Origin of the sequence: Bradyrhizobium ganzhouense, assembly GCF_049949285.1 — a bacterium.
GTDB classification, from domain to species: Bacteria; Pseudomonadota; Alphaproteobacteria; order Rhizobiales; family Xanthobacteraceae; genus Bradyrhizobium; species Bradyrhizobium ganzhouense.
In genome coordinates, this window is the sequence record NZ_CP181318.1 from 5,291,931 (window position 1) to 5,307,338 (window position 15,408).

General features: G+C 63.6%; 16 protein-coding genes and 1 tRNA gene. 15 read left to right on the forward strand and 2 right to left on the reverse strand.

The window, feature by feature from the left end; genetic code table 11:
* Nucleotides 1–5: 5 nt before the first annotated feature.
* Together ACLFLU_RS24260 and ACLFLU_RS24265 are read left to right on the forward strand one after the other, a co-directional pair.
* Complete coding sequence (locus ACLFLU_RS24260) at nt 6–1,196, forward strand: Rieske 2Fe-2S domain-containing protein (RefSeq protein ID WP_426407371.1); 1,191 nt, start codon at nt 6–8, stop codon at nt 1,194–1,196.
* A gap of 155 nt (nt 1,197–1,351) precedes the next feature.
* The gene (locus ACLFLU_RS24265; RefSeq protein WP_426407372.1) at nt 1,352–2,644 is read left to right on the forward strand and encodes a spinster family MFS transporter; all 1,293 of its coding nucleotides are present in this window, start codon (nt 1,352–1,354) and stop codon (nt 2,642–2,644) included.
* A gap of 5 nt (nt 2,645–2,649) precedes the next feature.
* Here ACLFLU_RS24265 and ACLFLU_RS24270 read toward each other — a convergent pair whose 3' ends face one another.
* Nucleotides 2,650–3,558, reverse strand: a complete 909-nt coding sequence (locus ACLFLU_RS24270; protein WP_426407373.1) for an alpha/beta fold hydrolase — start codon at nt 3,556–3,558, stop codon at nt 2,650–2,652.
* Between the two features lie 248 nt (nt 3,559–3,806).
* Here ACLFLU_RS24270 and ACLFLU_RS24275 point away from each other — a divergent pair, with 248 nt between their 5' ends.
* The 4 genes from ACLFLU_RS24275 (at nt 3,807) to pepT (ending at nt 6,171) form a co-directional block, all read left to right on the forward strand.
* On the forward strand, nt 3,807–4,010 hold the full coding sequence (locus ACLFLU_RS24275; RefSeq protein WP_426407374.1) for a hypothetical protein: 204 nt from the start codon (nt 3,807–3,809) through the stop codon (nt 4,008–4,010).
* A 160-nt stretch (nt 4,011–4,170) separates the two neighbouring features.
* A tRNA-Asp gene (locus ACLFLU_RS24280) sits at nt 4,171–4,247 on the forward strand.
* 245 nt (nt 4,248–4,492) lie between these two features.
* Nucleotides 4,493–4,792 (forward strand): HU family DNA-binding protein, encoded by a 300-nt coding sequence (locus ACLFLU_RS24285; RefSeq protein ID WP_426407375.1) that lies wholly within the window; start codon nt 4,493–4,495, stop codon nt 4,790–4,792.
* 131 nt (nt 4,793–4,923) lie between these two features.
* Nucleotides 4,924–6,171, forward strand: coding sequence for a peptidase T (gene pepT / locus ACLFLU_RS24290; RefSeq protein ID WP_426407376.1), 1,248 nt, complete (start codon nt 4,924–4,926; stop codon nt 6,169–6,171).
* Nucleotides 6,172–6,260: 89 nt separating this feature from the next.
* Here the strand turns inward: pepT and ACLFLU_RS24295 are convergent, their stop codons facing one another.
* Nucleotides 6,261–6,884, reverse strand: coding sequence for a class I SAM-dependent methyltransferase (locus ACLFLU_RS24295; RefSeq protein WP_426407377.1), 624 nt, complete (start codon nt 6,882–6,884; stop codon nt 6,261–6,263).
* 121 nt (nt 6,885–7,005) lie between these two features.
* Between ACLFLU_RS24295 and ACLFLU_RS24300 the strand changes: the two genes are divergently transcribed.
* The 9 genes from ACLFLU_RS24300 (at nt 7,006) to ACLFLU_RS24340 (ending at nt 15,396) form a co-directional block, all read left to right on the forward strand.
* Nucleotides 7,006–7,563 carry a sigma-70 family RNA polymerase sigma factor gene (locus ACLFLU_RS24300; RefSeq protein WP_426407378.1) on the forward strand — a complete coding sequence of 186 codons (558 nt, stop codon included), beginning with the start codon at nt 7,006–7,008 and terminating at the stop codon, nt 7,561–7,563.
* On the forward strand, nt 7,560–8,201 hold the full coding sequence (locus ACLFLU_RS24305) for an NrsF family protein (RefSeq protein WP_426407379.1): 642 nt from the start codon (nt 7,560–7,562) through the stop codon (nt 8,199–8,201). Before ACLFLU_RS24300 ends, ACLFLU_RS24305 begins: the two co-directional genes overlap by 4 nt.
* 475 nt (nt 8,202–8,676) lie before the next feature.
* Nucleotides 8,677–9,036, forward strand: a complete 360-nt coding sequence (locus tag ACLFLU_RS24310; protein WP_426407380.1) for a hypothetical protein — start codon at nt 8,677–8,679, stop codon at nt 9,034–9,036.
* A 129-nt stretch (nt 9,037–9,165) separates the two neighbouring features.
* A complete protein-coding gene (locus ACLFLU_RS24315; protein ID WP_426407381.1) occupies nt 9,166–9,564 on the forward strand; it encodes a FixH family protein in 399 nt (132 codons plus the stop codon).
* Nucleotides 9,561–10,994: an efflux RND transporter periplasmic adaptor subunit gene (locus ACLFLU_RS24320; RefSeq protein WP_426407382.1), complete on the forward strand. Its 1,434-nt coding sequence runs from the start codon at nt 9,561–9,563 to the stop codon at nt 10,992–10,994. Before ACLFLU_RS24315 ends, ACLFLU_RS24320 begins: the two co-directional genes overlap by 4 nt.
* A complete protein-coding gene (locus ACLFLU_RS24325; RefSeq protein ID WP_426407383.1) occupies nt 10,991–14,149 on the forward strand; it encodes an efflux RND transporter permease subunit in 3,159 nt (1,052 codons plus the stop codon). Before ACLFLU_RS24320 ends, ACLFLU_RS24325 begins: the two co-directional genes overlap by 4 nt.
* A gap of 156 nt (nt 14,150–14,305) precedes the next feature.
* Nucleotides 14,306–14,677, forward strand: a complete 372-nt coding sequence (locus ACLFLU_RS24330) for a hypothetical protein (RefSeq protein ID WP_426407384.1) — start codon at nt 14,306–14,308, stop codon at nt 14,675–14,677.
* A 17-nt stretch (nt 14,678–14,694) separates the two neighbouring features.
* Complete coding sequence (locus tag ACLFLU_RS24335; protein ID WP_426414063.1) at nt 14,695–14,901, forward strand: GDCCVxC domain-containing (seleno)protein; 207 nt, start codon at nt 14,695–14,697, stop codon at nt 14,899–14,901.
* A gap of 129 nt (nt 14,902–15,030) precedes the next feature.
* A complete protein-coding gene (locus ACLFLU_RS24340; protein WP_426407385.1) occupies nt 15,031–15,396 on the forward strand; it encodes a hypothetical protein in 366 nt (121 codons plus the stop codon).
* Nucleotides 15,397–15,408: the final 12 nt, after the last annotated feature.

Sequence of the window (15,408 nt, forward strand, 5' to 3'; positions counted from 1 at the left end):
CAAGCATGACGATCACCCAGCAGGATCGCGACCTCGGCACGGGCTATGCGATGAAGCCCGCGCACACCCGCACCGAGCTCACCTCGGTCGTGCGCGGCACGCCGATGGGCGAATTGCTCCGCCGCTACTGGCATCCGGTCGGGCTCACCAGCGACGCCACCGACACGCCGAAGAAGGTGCGCGCGCTCGGCGAGGATCTCATCCTTTTTCGCGACAGGAACGGTCGCGTCGGCCTCCTTCACGCCCGCTGCTGCCACCGCGGCACCACGCTCTACTACGGCAAGGTCGAAGAGGATGGCATCCGCTGCTGCTATCACGGCTGGAAATTCGACACCGAGGGCCATTGCCTGGAGCAGCCCTGCGAGCCCGACGGCGGCCAGTTCAAGGACAAGGTGCGCCAGCCCTGGTACCCGGTCGAGGAGCGCTACGGGTTGATCTTTGCCTATATGGGCCCGGCCGAGAAACGCCCGGTGCTGCCGCGCTACGAGTGCCTCGAAAACATGGACGACGGTGAGTTCGTCGAGGCCGACGATTCCTCGATCGGCGGCGGCGGGCCGGCGGTCATCCCCTGCAACTGGCTGCAGCATTTCGAGAACGTGGTCGATCCCTACCACGTGCCGGTGCTGCACGGCTCGTTCTCAGGGCCACAATTCACCAACATGATGGCTTCGATGCCGGAGGTGAAGTTCGACAAGACACCGCGCGGCATCGCCGTGCGCTCGATCCGCAAGCAGGACGACGGCAAGGTGTTTTACCGCGTCACCGAAGCCGCCCTCCCCACTCTGCGCGTCGTTCCGAACCCGCGCGTGGCACAGTTCGCTCGCGTTGAATCGATCGGCTGGACGCTGCCGATCGACGACGCATCGTTCCGCATCTACGTCGCCGGCCGCGTCAAGACTTCCGGCGACATCGGTCGCATGCGCTCGAAGTTCAACGGAAAATTCTGGTGGGACATGACGGAGCAAGAGCACCAGCAATTTCCGGGCGATTACGAAGCCCAGGTCGGCCAGGGCCCGGTGACGGTGCATTCCGAGGAGCATTTCGGCCAGAGCGACCGCGGCATCCTCTTGATCCGGCGTATGCTCAGCGACCAGCTCGAAGCTATGGAAGCGGGCCGCGACCCCGTCGGTGTCTCATTCGACGCAAGCGCACCGCTGGTCGAGTTCGAAGCAGGGAACTACATTCGCGAAGGGTAGAGCCTCGTCCGATACGATCGGACGAGGCTCCGGCTTTTGTTTAACGCGTTTTCTTCACGCGAACCGATAGCCACTTCGCTCGAAAACGCTTTCAGGCAACCAGCTCCAGTAAGGGCTGGACCCATAAAGATAACAAAGACAAATTGGGGGAAGCGATGGTCGAGGTGACATCACAGGTGCCGGTGCAAACGGCCGCCGCGGCCAAGCCCACGGCGCGGCGCTATTACGTGCTGGGCCTGCTCACCCTCATCTACGCGCTGAACTTCCTCGACCGCACGATCTTCAACGTCCTGATCGAGCCGATCAAGAAGGAGTTTTCGCTCAGCGACACCATGATGGGCCTGCTCGCGGGCTTCGGCTTCGCGCTGTTCTATTCCCTGCTCGGCATTCCCATCGCGCGCGTCGCCGACCGGCTCAACCGCCGCAACATCGTGGCGCTCGCCTTCGCGTTCTGGAGCGCGATGACGGCGCTGTGCGGCATGGCCTCGAGCGTCACCGCGCTGGCCTTTGCCAGGATCGGCGTCGGCATCGGCGAATCCGCCGGCTCTCCCGCCTCGCAATCGATCGTCGCCGATCTCTTCGCCAAGAACGAGCGCCCGCGCGCGCTCGGCATCTACGCCATCGGCACCTATCTCGGCGTCTTCCTCGGCTATTTCGTCGGCGGCTACGTCAACCAGCACTATGGTTGGCGGATGGCTTTCTATATCGCGGGCGTGCCCGGCATCCTGCTGGCGCTGATCCTGTGGCTGACGATCTCGGAGCCGAAGCGCGGCGCGATGCAGGAAAACTTCGTGCCCGAACCGCTCGGGCCGACGCTGCGCTTCCTGGCCTCCCAGCAAAGCTTCATCATCGTGCTGATCGGCTTCTGCCTCACCACTTACACCAATTACGCAACGGCGGCCTGGATCCCGCCATTCCTGGCGCGTGTGCATCATCTGTCGAGCGCCGAGATCGGCACCTATGCCGGCACGTTCAAGGGGCTCGCCGGCATGGCAGGCACCCTGCTCGGCGGCTTTGTCGTGGCGCAAGTGAGCCGCCGCGACGACCGCTGGAAGCTGTGGGCGCCGGCGATCACCTCAGGCCTCGCCGGCCCCGTCTTTGCGCTCTGCATGCTGACGCAGGATTTTTCGATGATGGTCGCCATGCTGGCGCTGACCTCGTTCCTGGTCGGCTTCCATCTCGGGCCGATCTTTGCGATCGCGCAGACGGTGGCGAAGCCCAGCATGCGCGCGCTCGCCTCCGCGCTGATCGCGCTCACAGCAACCTGCTTCGGCCAGGGCGTCGGCCCGCTCGCGGTCGGCGTTGTCAACGACGCGCTGAAGGGCAGCTACGGCGCCGACGCCGTACGCTATTCCCTGCTCTCGGCAGCGGTCACGACCACGCTCGGCGCCCTGCTGTTCGTCTGGGCGGCGCGGACCATCCGCGCCGACATCAAGCGGGCGAGCTAGCGCGGTTAGGCGCTCATGAAGGCGAGCATGTCCGCCATCAGGCGCTCGCTGTGCGTCAGCGGCAGCGGATGCGGCGCGCCCTCGTAGACGATCAGCTTGCTGTCCTTGATCAACTTTGCGGTCTTGGCGCCCGTCAATGGCAGCGGCGCGCTGGCATCCTTGTCGCCATGGAGGATCAGCGTCGGCCGATCGATCCTGGCGGCAGCCGCGCGCAGATCGGCGAACGCGATGGTCTTGCGGCACGCCAGCGCCACCGGCAGCGGCACGCTCAACATCATCTCGCGGATCCAGGCCCGCGTGATCTCGGGCGTGTCCGGGGTGAAGAACGGCGCTTCGTTCGCCGCGATCCATTTTGCGAAGTCGCGTGCGACGGCCGCATTGTCAGCCTCGATCATCGCCTTCGGAACCGCATCCGGATTGTCCTCGGTCTTGACCAGGAACGGCGTCGTCGGCGCGACCAGCACCAGCCTTGCAATCCGGTCCGATCCGTATCGGCCGAGATAGTTCACGGCCTCAGCCGATCCCATCGAGAACCCGACCAGCGTGACGTCGCGCAGGTCGCGCGCCTCGATCACGGCGGCGACGTCGTCAGTCAGCGTCTCCAAATCGTAGCCCGAGGACGGCATCTCAGACCGGCCATGCCCGCGCCGGTCGGGCGCAATACAGCGGAAGCCTTTTGCGTCGAGGGCTGCAATCTGACTGCCCCAGGCGCTGGCGTTGAAGGTCCAGGCCGACAGCAGCAGCACCGGCCGTCCGCTGCCCCAATCCTGCACGAACAGTTTTGTGCCGTCCTTCGCGGTCACATAGGGGGATCGCGCAGTTTGCTGGGCTGCGGCCACTGGCGCGCTCCCACCCGATGCCGCCGCAAGGGCGGTTCCAAGCAACGCGGCTTCGAGGGCTGTTCGACGATTCATGGTGCTTCTCCCTTGCCGGATCGTTCGCGGCCGATGAAAACCATCATGACGAAGGGATTTGGCCGCCGCGATTACGCGGCAGGTAAGAGCCCACCCGGCGTCCGCACCCGGCCCTTCAGCCGTCCCACGGCGAAACCAGCCAAATGGCCAGATGAAACCATTTTGCGAAACCCGCGAAACGATCCGGAAACAGATGGTCCTTAAGACACCAGCCTACAGACGGCGCCAAAGCCCGTCGGGAGGCTCGGATGAACCACTCAATTCACTCTGCAGATCGGGGTACCCACCTGAAGATCGTGGTGGTGGCGCTGGTGGCCGGCATCGCAGTGGCCGCCTTCGGGATCGCAGCCCGCACCAACGTCGATTACAGCCAGACCGCCCAGTCAACCCACGTGATCAAGGCCGGTAAGCCGGTGGCGATCACCAGCTCGGGCACCTCGACGGTCCGTTGACCGACCCTATTCCGGGCACACCAGTGGCCGCCTCCGGGCGGCCTTTTCGTTTTCCAGAGCAATGCTTAGCCGAGATGCCGCGACCAAGCGCAACGTCCTTGACTTCACAATGTCCCCCCTTTAAGTCCCCCCTCGTTCCGCGCGGACATATACGCGTCACGCGGGAGTAGCTCAGTTGGTTAGAGCGCCGGCCTGTCACGCCGGAGGTCGCGGGTTCGAGCCCCGTCTCTCGCGCCATTTTTGGCAACATCTTCAAAAACTTAGCAAGATATCCTCAGCCTGATTGACCCGTATCGGGCCGCAACTGGCTCTGTGCCGTGGCCGGGATCGGCGGGAACGCGCGGATTCGCCTGACACATCTCCGAGAATCCCGCTTCCGTGATGGCCGGCATAGTCAGTCCCATCTCGAATCGTCTAGGCCTGCGGAACTTGGCAGTTTGGGAGCCCTGCAAGCTTCCGCACGACACCCGAGGAGGCCAGACATGGCGAAGAAGGCAGCTGCTCCAGCCACGATCACGCTCAAGCACCTCGCGGCCGACATCGCGGAGAGCCAGGACCTCTCCAAGAAGCACGCCGAGGCCGTCCTCACAAACATGGTCGAGTTGATCACCAGGCACCTGAAGAAGGGCGACCGCGTCCGCATCGTCGGGCTCGGCATCCTCCAGGTCCGCAAGCGCGCGGCCCGCACCGGCCGCAATCCGGCCACCGGCGAGGCGATCCACATCAAGGCCAGCAAGAAAGTCGCGTTCCGCCCGGTCAAGGAACTGAAAGAGGCGATCTGACGCTACCCTTCGTTAAGCCTGATCCGCCTTCGTCCGGCCGCAACGCAGCCCGCTTTTCTGGTATACTGGTTGCTTCCCAAGACCTGCTTCTAAAAACCCTGCTTCCAAAAGCCCCGGCGGTTTGACCAGACATGTCCCTGACCTTCGCGCATACCGTGACCGAGCGCTTCCTGCGCTACGTCACCATCGACACCCAGTCCGATCCGAATTCCCCGGCCTCGCCATCGACCGAGAAGCAGAAGGATCTCGGCCGCGTCCTCGTCACCGAGTTGAAGACCATGGGCGTCGCGGACGCCCATCTCGACGATTACGGCTATGTCTACGCAACGATCCCGGCCAATACCGACAAAAAGGTGCCGGTGATTTGCTTCTGCTCGCACATGGACACCTCGCCCGACGTCACCGGCAAGGATGTGAAGCCGCAAGTCGTGAAGAACTATCGCGGCGGCGACCTCACCCTGCCGGGCGATACGACCCAGGTGATCCGCTTCGCCGAGCACCCCGCGCTGAAGAACCAGATCGGCAACGACATCATCACCACTGACGGCACCACGCTGCTCGGGGCTGACAACAAGGCCGGTGTCGCCGAGATCATGGATGCCGCGCATTTCTTCATCAACAATCCGGACGTGAAGCACGGCACCATCAAGATCCTGTTCACGCCGGATGAAGAGATCGGCCGCGGCGTCGACAATGTCGACATCAAGAAGCTGGGGGCCGATTTCGGCTACACCATGGACGGCGAGAGCGCGGGCTCTGTCGAGGACGAAACGTTCTCGGCCGACGGCGCCACCATCACGATCACCGGCGTCAGTGCCCATCCCGGCTATGCCAAGGGCAAGATGGAGCATGCGATCAAGATCGCCGCCGCCATCGTCGAGCGGCTGCCCAAGGAAGGCTGCTCGCCCGAGACGACGTCGGGCAAGCAGGGTTTTCTGCATCCGGTCGGCATCGAAGGTGCGCTGGAACAGGCGACCCTCTCCTTCATCGTGCGCGACTTCACCGAGGAAGGATTGAAGGAGAAGGAGGTCCTGCTCGAGGGCATCGTCAAGGACGTGATGAAGGATTTTCCGCGCTCGACCTACAAGTTCGAGGTACGCGAGCAGTACCGCAACATGAAGCAGGTGATCGACCGTCACCCGCACATCCTCGAATACGCCATCGAGGCGATCCGCCGCGCCGGCCTGCGTCCGATGCGCACCGCGATCCGCGGCGGCACCGACGGCTCGCGCCTCTCCTTCATGGGCCTGCCCTGCCCCAACATTTTTGCCGGCGAGCACGCCTTTCATTCGCGGCTGGAATGGGTCAGCCGGCAGGACATGGAAAAGGCGGTGCAGACCATCGTGCACCTGGCCATGATCTGGGAGGAAAAGGCGTAGGGGCGCCGCCAATCCCGGCGACGGGAGTAACTAAATCGGAGCCATCCACGGAACGATCTGGCGCGACCGCCAGGCGACGCCAGCAGCGCTTATCCGGCTCTGAGAAACGTGCTGAACTGAAAGTTCTGCACCGAGTCCCACGGCGTCTTGTGCTGGTGTCGGCGGGTGTCCCTCAGTGCGAATTCGGAGCCAAGCAGCGCGCCGATCGTGTCGGCGCTATGCCGCGTCACCGGCAGGCCGCTGCACTTCTCGGGTCCATCGAGCGCGAACGTCCCGATGATGGCGTATCCACCGACATTCAGCCCTTGCCGAAGCCGCTCGATGTAAGCGGTCTGCTCCTCGGGCGCGTTGAGAAAGTGGAAAGCCGCCCGGTCGTGCCAGACATCATACCTTGCCTCCGGACGCCACGCGGTGACGTCTGCGACAATCCATTTCACCCGATCGGCATCGCGACCAAGTCGCTCTCGCGCCGCCGCGAGCGCCGCGGCCGACAGATCGAGCACCGTGACATCCTGATGTCCTTCGGCCAGCAGGGCGTCGACCAGCCGCGATGCGCCTCCTCCAATATCCACGATCGCGGACGACGTCGTGGCACCCGTGAGAGCAATGAGGTCGAGCGAGGGAGCCGGGCTGTCCTGAAACCAGCTGACCTCGCGCTCGCCCTTGGTCTCATATACGTTTTCCCAATGCGCTCGACGGCTCGAATTGGTCACAGCTTATCCCCCGGGGCTCCCACGAGAACGAAGGGCCAATTGCAGTCCGGTAACTAGCATTTTTTTCGACGAGCTGTAACCAAAACGGCTGTGTGGGCGAACTTGCTGATAGATGGCGGGCATGACGACCACGGAAACCGAACTCAAGGCGCTCATGCTCGCCAGCCAGGATGGCGACGCGGCGGCACATCGCGTGCTGCTTGAGCGGCTGAGCCGCCATTTGCGCGCCTACTACAAGGGTAGGCTTGCGAAACTAGGCCGGGGCGCAACGGAAGCCGAGGATCTGGTTCAGGAGGCGGTGTTGGCGATCCATCTCCAGCGTCACACCTACGATCCGGAAGAACCGTTGACACCCTGGGTGCACGCGATCGCGCGCTACAAGCTGATCGATTTCCTCCGCCGAAACCGGGCATCGGTTGCCGACGTGCCGATCGATGAAGCCAATGAAGTCACGGCGAATGACGATCACCTCAGCGCCGAGAGCAGCTTTGATCTCAGGCGGTTGCTGAAGCTTCTTCCGGAGAAGATGCAATGCGCGATCGAGGCCGTGAAGCTCGATGGATTGAGCGTAGCTGAAGCGGCACGGCGATGCCGGACTTCGGAATCCGGCGTGAAGGTCAATATTCATCGCGGATTGAAGGCCTTGGCGGCTTTGATCACACAGAGGGCTCAAACATGAAGACGGACGAGCTGATTGCAGCACTCAGTGTGAACGTCGAGCCGGTCAATCGGCGGCTGGTCAACCGCAGCTTGGGCATTGCGCTCGCGACGGGAACAGCTCTTGCGATCGGTATGACGCTTGTTGCACTTGGCCTCCGCGTGGACCTGACCACGCCGCGCGCCGTCATTTTTCTCGTCCTGAAGCTCGTGTTCGCGATCGGCACGGTGGGTGCGGCAGCGGTCTATTTGGCGCGGCTGGCGCGTCCTGGAGGGGAGCGGCGCGTATCCCCAGGTCTCGCCGCGCTGCCATTTGTGGCGATCCTGCTGCTTGCCGGCGTCAGCCTTGGGCAGGCGCCGAGCTCACACTGGGACATGATGGTGATGGGCGATCAATGGCTCGAATGCCTTATTTCCATTCCGATCATCGCGATCGTCCCGTTTGCTGTCGTTATCTGGGCCGTGCGACAGGCGGCTCCGACCAATCTGGTCCGTGCTGGCGCCTTTAGCGGACTCGTTGCCGGTGGGATGAGCGCGATTGGCTATGCGCTTCACTGCACCGACGACTCGCTGCCCTTTGTCGCGCTCTGGTATGGCGGCACGATCGTGCTCTGCACCCTCGCAGGCGCGATGTTGGGACCGCGGCTGTTGCGATGGTGACGCCCGCTCACGTCAGCGTGAAGCTGTAACCGCCGAGAGGCCGGCTCCGAACTCCTCATTAGAAGCGCAATGGATGCGCTTCGGAAAAATGATGGAGCCGGGACTATGTTGACGAAAAGCCTTCTCGCAATCACGATACTGGCAGCCCTTTCCGCCACCGCCCAGGCGGGCTCGACCATCTCCGACCGGAGCTACTGGCCGAACGAGGCGAGGCAAGCCACACAATCCACAGCAGCTAGCTCGGAACACGGCCTGACCTCCGCATTCGCCTATGATCGCGAATCCCTGCCCTCGACGGCACCGACCGCCGGCGCAGCCGGATGGCGCTATCAGGGAGGCCCCAAATCCCGCTAGGATTGCCGAACAACCTGGTACTCCGCCATCGTTTGAGACGGTTAACCACCGGAGTGCCCTGCTCGCATACTTGTGAACCGGGGGGCTTTCCAGCGTTGCCCCCCTATGAGACTGTCACACCATGATTGCTCGTCGCATGCTCCGGCTCATACTCGCGGTCCTCGTGACCGTGGGGCTGACGATTGCGCCGCTGGTAACGCCAGCAGCGGCGGGAGCTCTGATGACGAGCGACATGCAGATGACCGACACGCAAGATATGTCGGCCGACATGCCTTGCTGTCCTGATCAAAAGAACAGCAAACAATGCCAGGACTGCCCTCTCATCGCGATCTGCATGTTGAAGGTGTTGCAGGCTGGACCGGCATTCGTGACGGCAAGTCTCAGTACGCCTGAACTTGAGCTGCTCCGGCCGCTCGATGATATCATTGCGGACGGGCTCACCCGTCCTCCGCCCGACTATCCCCCTCGAACCCTGGTCTGACCGGCGTTCACGCGCCTGACGAAGGTGCGCGTCGGAACCGGCGTGCATCGCTGCCCGCCGTCTTGCTGCGCGTCTCCCTGTTGCGCGCGGTCCTGACGGCGCCATCAGACCCATCGAGGAATTGAAATCATGAAGACGTCCAACGTCGCGCGCGCCGCCATGGCCGCGCTGATCGCCGCTGCCCTCACCGGCACAGCTCATGCCGAAATCAAGAACTACGAATTCCAGCTCGTTCAGCCGACCGTCAAGGCCGGCGCGGACCGCGTCGTGACGGTGCGGCTGGTCGACAAGACCACCGGCAAGGCGGTGCCGGATGCGGTGATCTTTGCCAGCCGGCTCGACATGGCGCCCGACGGCATGCAGGAGATGGCCACCAAGGTTACGCCGATGCCGGGTACCGAGCCCGGCACCTACCGTTTCAAGGCCACCTTCGGCATGGCCGGGCGCTGGCAACTCTCGCTCGGCGCCAAGGTGCAGGGCGAGACTGGGACGCTCGAAAACAAGCTTGTTGTCACGGCCGAGCAATGAACCGCAACCGCCTCATTGGCACTGCCGCTGCGATCGTTGCAGCGGCAGGTACCGCGCTGTTCGTCGGGCATCGGCACCCGACGGACCGCACCATCGTGTCCGCGGCGAGCGCAGCGGAGACCCCTGCCCCGCTTTATTATCAGGACCCGAACGGCAAGCCACTTTATTCGCTGACCCCTAAGAAGACCGAGGACGGCCGCGACTATCGTGCGATCCCTGCGGGCGCGGACGTAAGCTTCGACGAGCCCGAGCAGCCCGCGGAGATGACGGGGGCCGAGCCCAAGGACGAACGCAAGATCAAATATTACCGCAACCCGATGGGGCTGCCCGACACCTCGCCGAGGCCAAAGAAGGACTCGATGGGGATGGACTACATCCCCGTCTACGAGGGCGACGACAGCGACGACGGCTCGGTGAAGCTGTCGCCCGGCAAGATCCAGCGCAGCGGGGTCAAGTCCGAGCCTGCCGAGTTGCGCCGTATCCAAACATCGGTCCGCGCGCCTGGCACGATCCAGCTCGACGAACGCCGCGTCTCGGTTGTCACGATGCGTGCCGAAAGTTTTGTGCAGAAGGTCGCGGACGTCACCACTGGCAGCCGCGTGACCAAGGGCCAGCCGCTGATGGAGATCTACAGCTCCGCGGTGACGTCTGCGGCAGCCGAGTATCTCGCGACCATCACCTCGAAGGCGACGGCCAGCATCGAACCCTATGGCCGCGGTTCGCGGCAGCGCCTGGTCAATCTCGACGTTCCCGAGCCCGTCATTGCCGAGATGGAGAAAAGCCATTCGGCGCCGGTTACCATCCAATGGTCGTCCCCGCGCGACGGCATCGTGCTCCAGCGCAACGCGATCGAAGGCATGCGCGCCCAGTCCGGCGACGTGCTGTTTCGTATCGCCGACATCGCGCTGGTGTGGGCCACCGTCGACGTTGCCGAGCGCGACCTTGGCGCCGTAGCCGTCGGCCAGCCGGTGAAAGTGCGCGCGCGCAGCTATCCCGGCCGGGCGTTTGAAGGCCGGATCAGCGTCATCTATCCGCAGGTGAACAAGGAGACGCGCACCGCCCGCGTGCGGATCGAGCTCGCCAACGCCGATTCTGCGCTGCTTCCCGATATGTATGTCGATGCCGAGATCGATACCGGCAATCCGGCATCAGTCGTCGCGGTTGCCGAGAGCGCGGTGCTCGACACCGGCAGCCGGCAGGCCATCCTCGTCGACAAGGGCCAGGGCCGGTTCGAGCCGCGCGAGGTCAAGCTCGGCCGGCGCGGCGGCGGTTATGTCGAGATACGAGAAGGTCTGGCCGAGGGCGAAGCGGTCGTCACCTCCGCCAACTTCCTGATTGACGCTGAAAGCAATCTGAAAGCCGCCCTGAAGGGCTTTGCTGAATCGGCCACCACACAGGATAGCGACAAGGCGATGGGAGCCAAGCCATGATCGCACGCGTCATTGCATGGTCAGCGCGCAATCTGCTGCTGGTGCTGTTCGGCACCGGCTTTGCTGCCGCAGCCGGGCTCTATGCTCTGCTACATTTACCGCTCGACGCCATCCCGGATCTCTCCGACACCCAGGTCATCGTCTACACCGAATATCAGGGACAGGCGCCCCAGGTGATCGAAGACCAGGTCACCTATCCCCTCACCACCGCGATGCTGACGGTACCGAAGTCGAAAGTGGTGCGCGGCTTCTCCTTTTTCGGCGTTTCCTTCGTCTACGTCATCTTCGAGGACGGCACCGACATCTACTGGGCCCGCTCCCGCGTGCTCGAATTCCTCAACGGCGCCGCCGCGCGACTGCCCGCGGGCGTCACGCCCACGATCGGCCCTGATGCCACCGGCGTCGGTTGGGTCTACCAATATGCGGTGATGTCCAGGGAATTGAATCTTGCGGAGACGCGGACGATCCAGGACTGGAACCTGAAATTCGCGCTGGCGAAGGCGGAAGGCGTGGCCGAGGTCGCCGGCGTCGGCGGCTTCATCAGGCAGTACAATGTGATCCTCGATCCGCAGCGCATGCGCGATCTCGGCATCACCATGGCGAAGATGCGCGACGCCATCCGCGCCAGCAATGCCGATGTCGGCGGCCGCACCGTCGAGCTCTCCGAGTTCGAATACGTCATCCGCGGCAAGGGCTATCTCAGGAACATCGACGACCTCGGCAATATCGTGCTGAAGGCCGACAACGGCACCCCGGTCAAGCTGCGCGACGTCGCCCGCGTCGAGCTCGGGCCGGACGAGCGGCGCGGCATTACCGAACTCAATGGCGAAGGCGAAGTGGCTGGTGGAATCGTACTGCAGCGCTTCGGCCTGAACGCGCTCGATGTGATCGGGAACGTCAAGAAGCGATTCAAGGAGATCGCGACCAGCCTGCCGAAATCGGTCGAGATCGTTCCGGTCTACGACCGCTCGAACCTGATTTACGCGGCGATCGACACGCTCCGGCACACGCTGCTCGAGGAGAGCATCGTGGTGGCGCTGGTCTGCATCGTGTTCCTGCTGCATGTCCGCAGCGCGCTGGTCGCGATCCTGATGCTTCCGGTCGGCGTGCTGATGGCCTTCGGGGCGATGAAGCTGCTCGGGATCGGCTCCAACATCATGAGCCTCGGCGGCATCGCGATTGCGATCGGCGCCATGATCGATGCCGCGATCGTCATGATCGAGAACGCGCACAAGCATCTCGAGCGCGCCGAGCCGGGCCACTCGCGGGTGGCGATCCTGATCGAGGCCGCAGCCGAAGTTGGCCCGGCGTTGTTCTTCAGCCTGCTGATCATCACCGTGTCGTTCATGCCGATCTTCACGCTGGAATCGCAGGAGGGCCGGCTGTTCAGCCCGCTCGCCTTCACCAAGACGTTCGCCATGGCAGCAGCGGCGCTGCTGTCGGTCACGCTGGTGCCGGCGCTGATGGTGATCTTCGTTCGCGGCAGGATCATCCCGGAGCACAAGAATCCGATCAACCGATTCCTGATCTGGATCTACCGGCCGGTGATAACAGGCGTGCTGCGGGCCAGGGTCGTGGTGATCCTGCTCGCGCTCGGCGTGCTTGCCGTCTCGATCTGGCCCGCTCATCAGCTCGGCTCGGAGTTCATGCCCAACCTCAACGAAGGCACCCTGCTCTACATGCCAACGACGCTGCCTGGCATTTCAGTGACCAAGGCGGCCGAGCTGATGCAGACCCAGGACCGCATCATCCGCTCGTTTCCGGAGGTGGCCTCGGTCTATGGCAAGGCCGGCCGCGCGGCGACCGCGACCGACCCGGCGCCGTCGGAGATGTTCGAGACCATCGTCAATCTCAAGCCAAAGGAAGAGTGGCGCGCGGGCGTAACGATCGACAGCCTGATCGCCGAGATGGACAAGGCGCTCCAATTTCCCGGCGTCTCCAATGCCTGGACCATGCCGATCAAGGCGCGCATCGACATGCTCTCGACCGGCATTCGCACGCCCGTTGGCGTCAAGGTCATGGGCACCGATCTCGCCGGGATCGACAAGCTCGCAAAACAGGTCGAGCAGGTGATAAAGGCCGTGCCGGGCACCTCCTCGGCCTATGCCGAGCGCGGCCTCGGCGGTTACTACCTCGAGATCACGCCGGACCGCGAGGCGCTGTCACGCTACGGCATCATGATCCAGGACGTGCAGGACACGATCGCGACCGCGCTGGGCGGCCAGACCGTGACCACGACCGTGGAAGGCCGGCAGCGCTTCACCGTCAACATGCGATATCCCCGCGACCTCCGCGACAATCCCAAGGCGATCGCCAGCGACATCCTGGTGCCGATGCCGGGTGGCGGCGCCGTCCCGCTCGGCGAGGTCGCGAGCGTGACGCCGGCGCGCGGGCCAACTACGATCCGGACCGAGAACGGGCAGCTCGCCACTTACATCTATGTCGATATCCGCGACCGCGATCTCGGCGGTTATGTCGCCGACGCGCAACGCGCTGTTCAGGCAAGCATCCAGTTTCCGCCCGGCTATTATGTGGTCTGGAGCGGACAATACGAATATCTGGAGCGCGCGACCGCACGGCTGAAGATCGTGGTGCCGGTGACGCTTCTGATCATTTTCCTGCTGCTCTACCTCAACTTCCGCTCGATCACGGAGACGATGATCGTGATGCTGTCCCTGCCCTTCGCTCTCGTCGGCGGGCTGTGGCTGATGTGGTGGCTCGGCTTCAACCTGTCGGTCGCGGTGGCCGTCGGCTTCATCGCGCTCGCTGGTGTCGCGGCAGAGACCGGCGTGGTGATGCTGATCTATCTCAATCAGGCGCTCGCTGAAGCCAACGCGCGCTGCGCCCGCGCCGGGCGCGCTCTCAGCCGCGACGGCCTCAACGCCGCCATCATGGAAGGTGCCGTCGAACGCGTCCGTCCGAAGATGATGACGGTGGTTGCGATCATGGCTGGCCTGCTGCCGATCATGTGGAGCAGCGGAACCGGATCGGAGATCATGCAGCGTATCGCCGTACCCATGATCGGCGGCATGATCTCCTCGACGCTGCTGACGCTGATCGTGATCCCCGCGATCTTCGGGCTGGTGAAGGGCTTTGGGCTGCGTTCGGGCGATGCGGTCGTTGCGCCGGAGCAGGTTTCGGAGGCTGCCGAATGATAGCAGATGGCATCATCCGCGGAGCCGGCTTCTCCCGCGACGCAGCGAAAGATCACACAACCGTGCGAGAGCGGCCTCAAACAGGACGTCGACCGGGGATTGTGATAGCCTCCATCTCCAAGGCGTCGCGAGCCATCCGGGATGATGGAGGCTGGCATGTTGACCTTTCGCACTCCGTTCCCAGCAATTACAGCCGGAGCTTTACTGTTGCTCATCGGCGCACCGGGCGCACTCGGTCGCGGCAGTCAGGTCGGGCACGACGACCCCTGGAATCCCGAACACATCGATCATCTGCCGCCCGAAGTCCGCAGCGCCGTTGCCCATATGTGTGGAAATTCGGCACGCGCCGCACACTATTTCGCGACCTATCTGGACAATTCGCGCATCATCAGGCTGCATTTCGAACATCTTCATTGTGGCGAGACCGGAAGGTTCTGCAAGGTAGACGGTTGCCTGCATCAAGAGTATTTCTCAGGAGGCGGCCAGTACCGGCTTCTCAAGAGCTACTACGGTCTCAATGATGATTGAGGTTATGAATCGCAATGATGCAGCTTGAATCGACCCTCACCTGTCCTGAGTGCGGGCATCAAGCGGTCGAAACCATGCCGACGGACGCATGTCAGTTCTTCTATGATTGCGCGGGATGCGGCAAGCGGCTGAAGCCGAAGCAAGGCGACTGCTGCGTGTTTTGCTCGTTTGGCTCGGCCCCCTGTCCGCCGATCCAGGCGGGTGGTTGCTGTTCGCAAACTTAGGCTCACGGGCCGAACAATCGCTTCCACGACAATCGCGACAACAAGTTCCCCACACGTAACAATGTTGCGGGTCGACATCGTTGCGGCCGCCATGCTACCGCAACCGAACCGGGGAACCTGAGTGATACCGTGACTGCGATCCGCCGAGCCCATCGATCCAGCCGCCTGCGCAACTGGCGCGGGCTTCTGGCTGTGCTCGTTGCGGTGATGTACCTGCTGTCGGGCGCGCTGCATGGCGCGCACGATATCGATGTGACCAGCCCGGCCGGCGGTTCGGAAATCGCCTCGATCCTCGATGACGGCGCCGCCGGTCATGGCGACCACAAGGCCATCGGTGGTCATCACTGCCACGGCTGCTTCTCTGTGGCCGTCGCGCAGCCGCTGCAGTCCGAAACCGCGGCCAACATCGTTGCCGCACCGGTCGCGCAGCGCGCGCCTGCGCTCATCGGCATCGCGCCCGATACCGACTCCCCGCCCCCCAAACATCTGACCTGAACTGATCAGCCG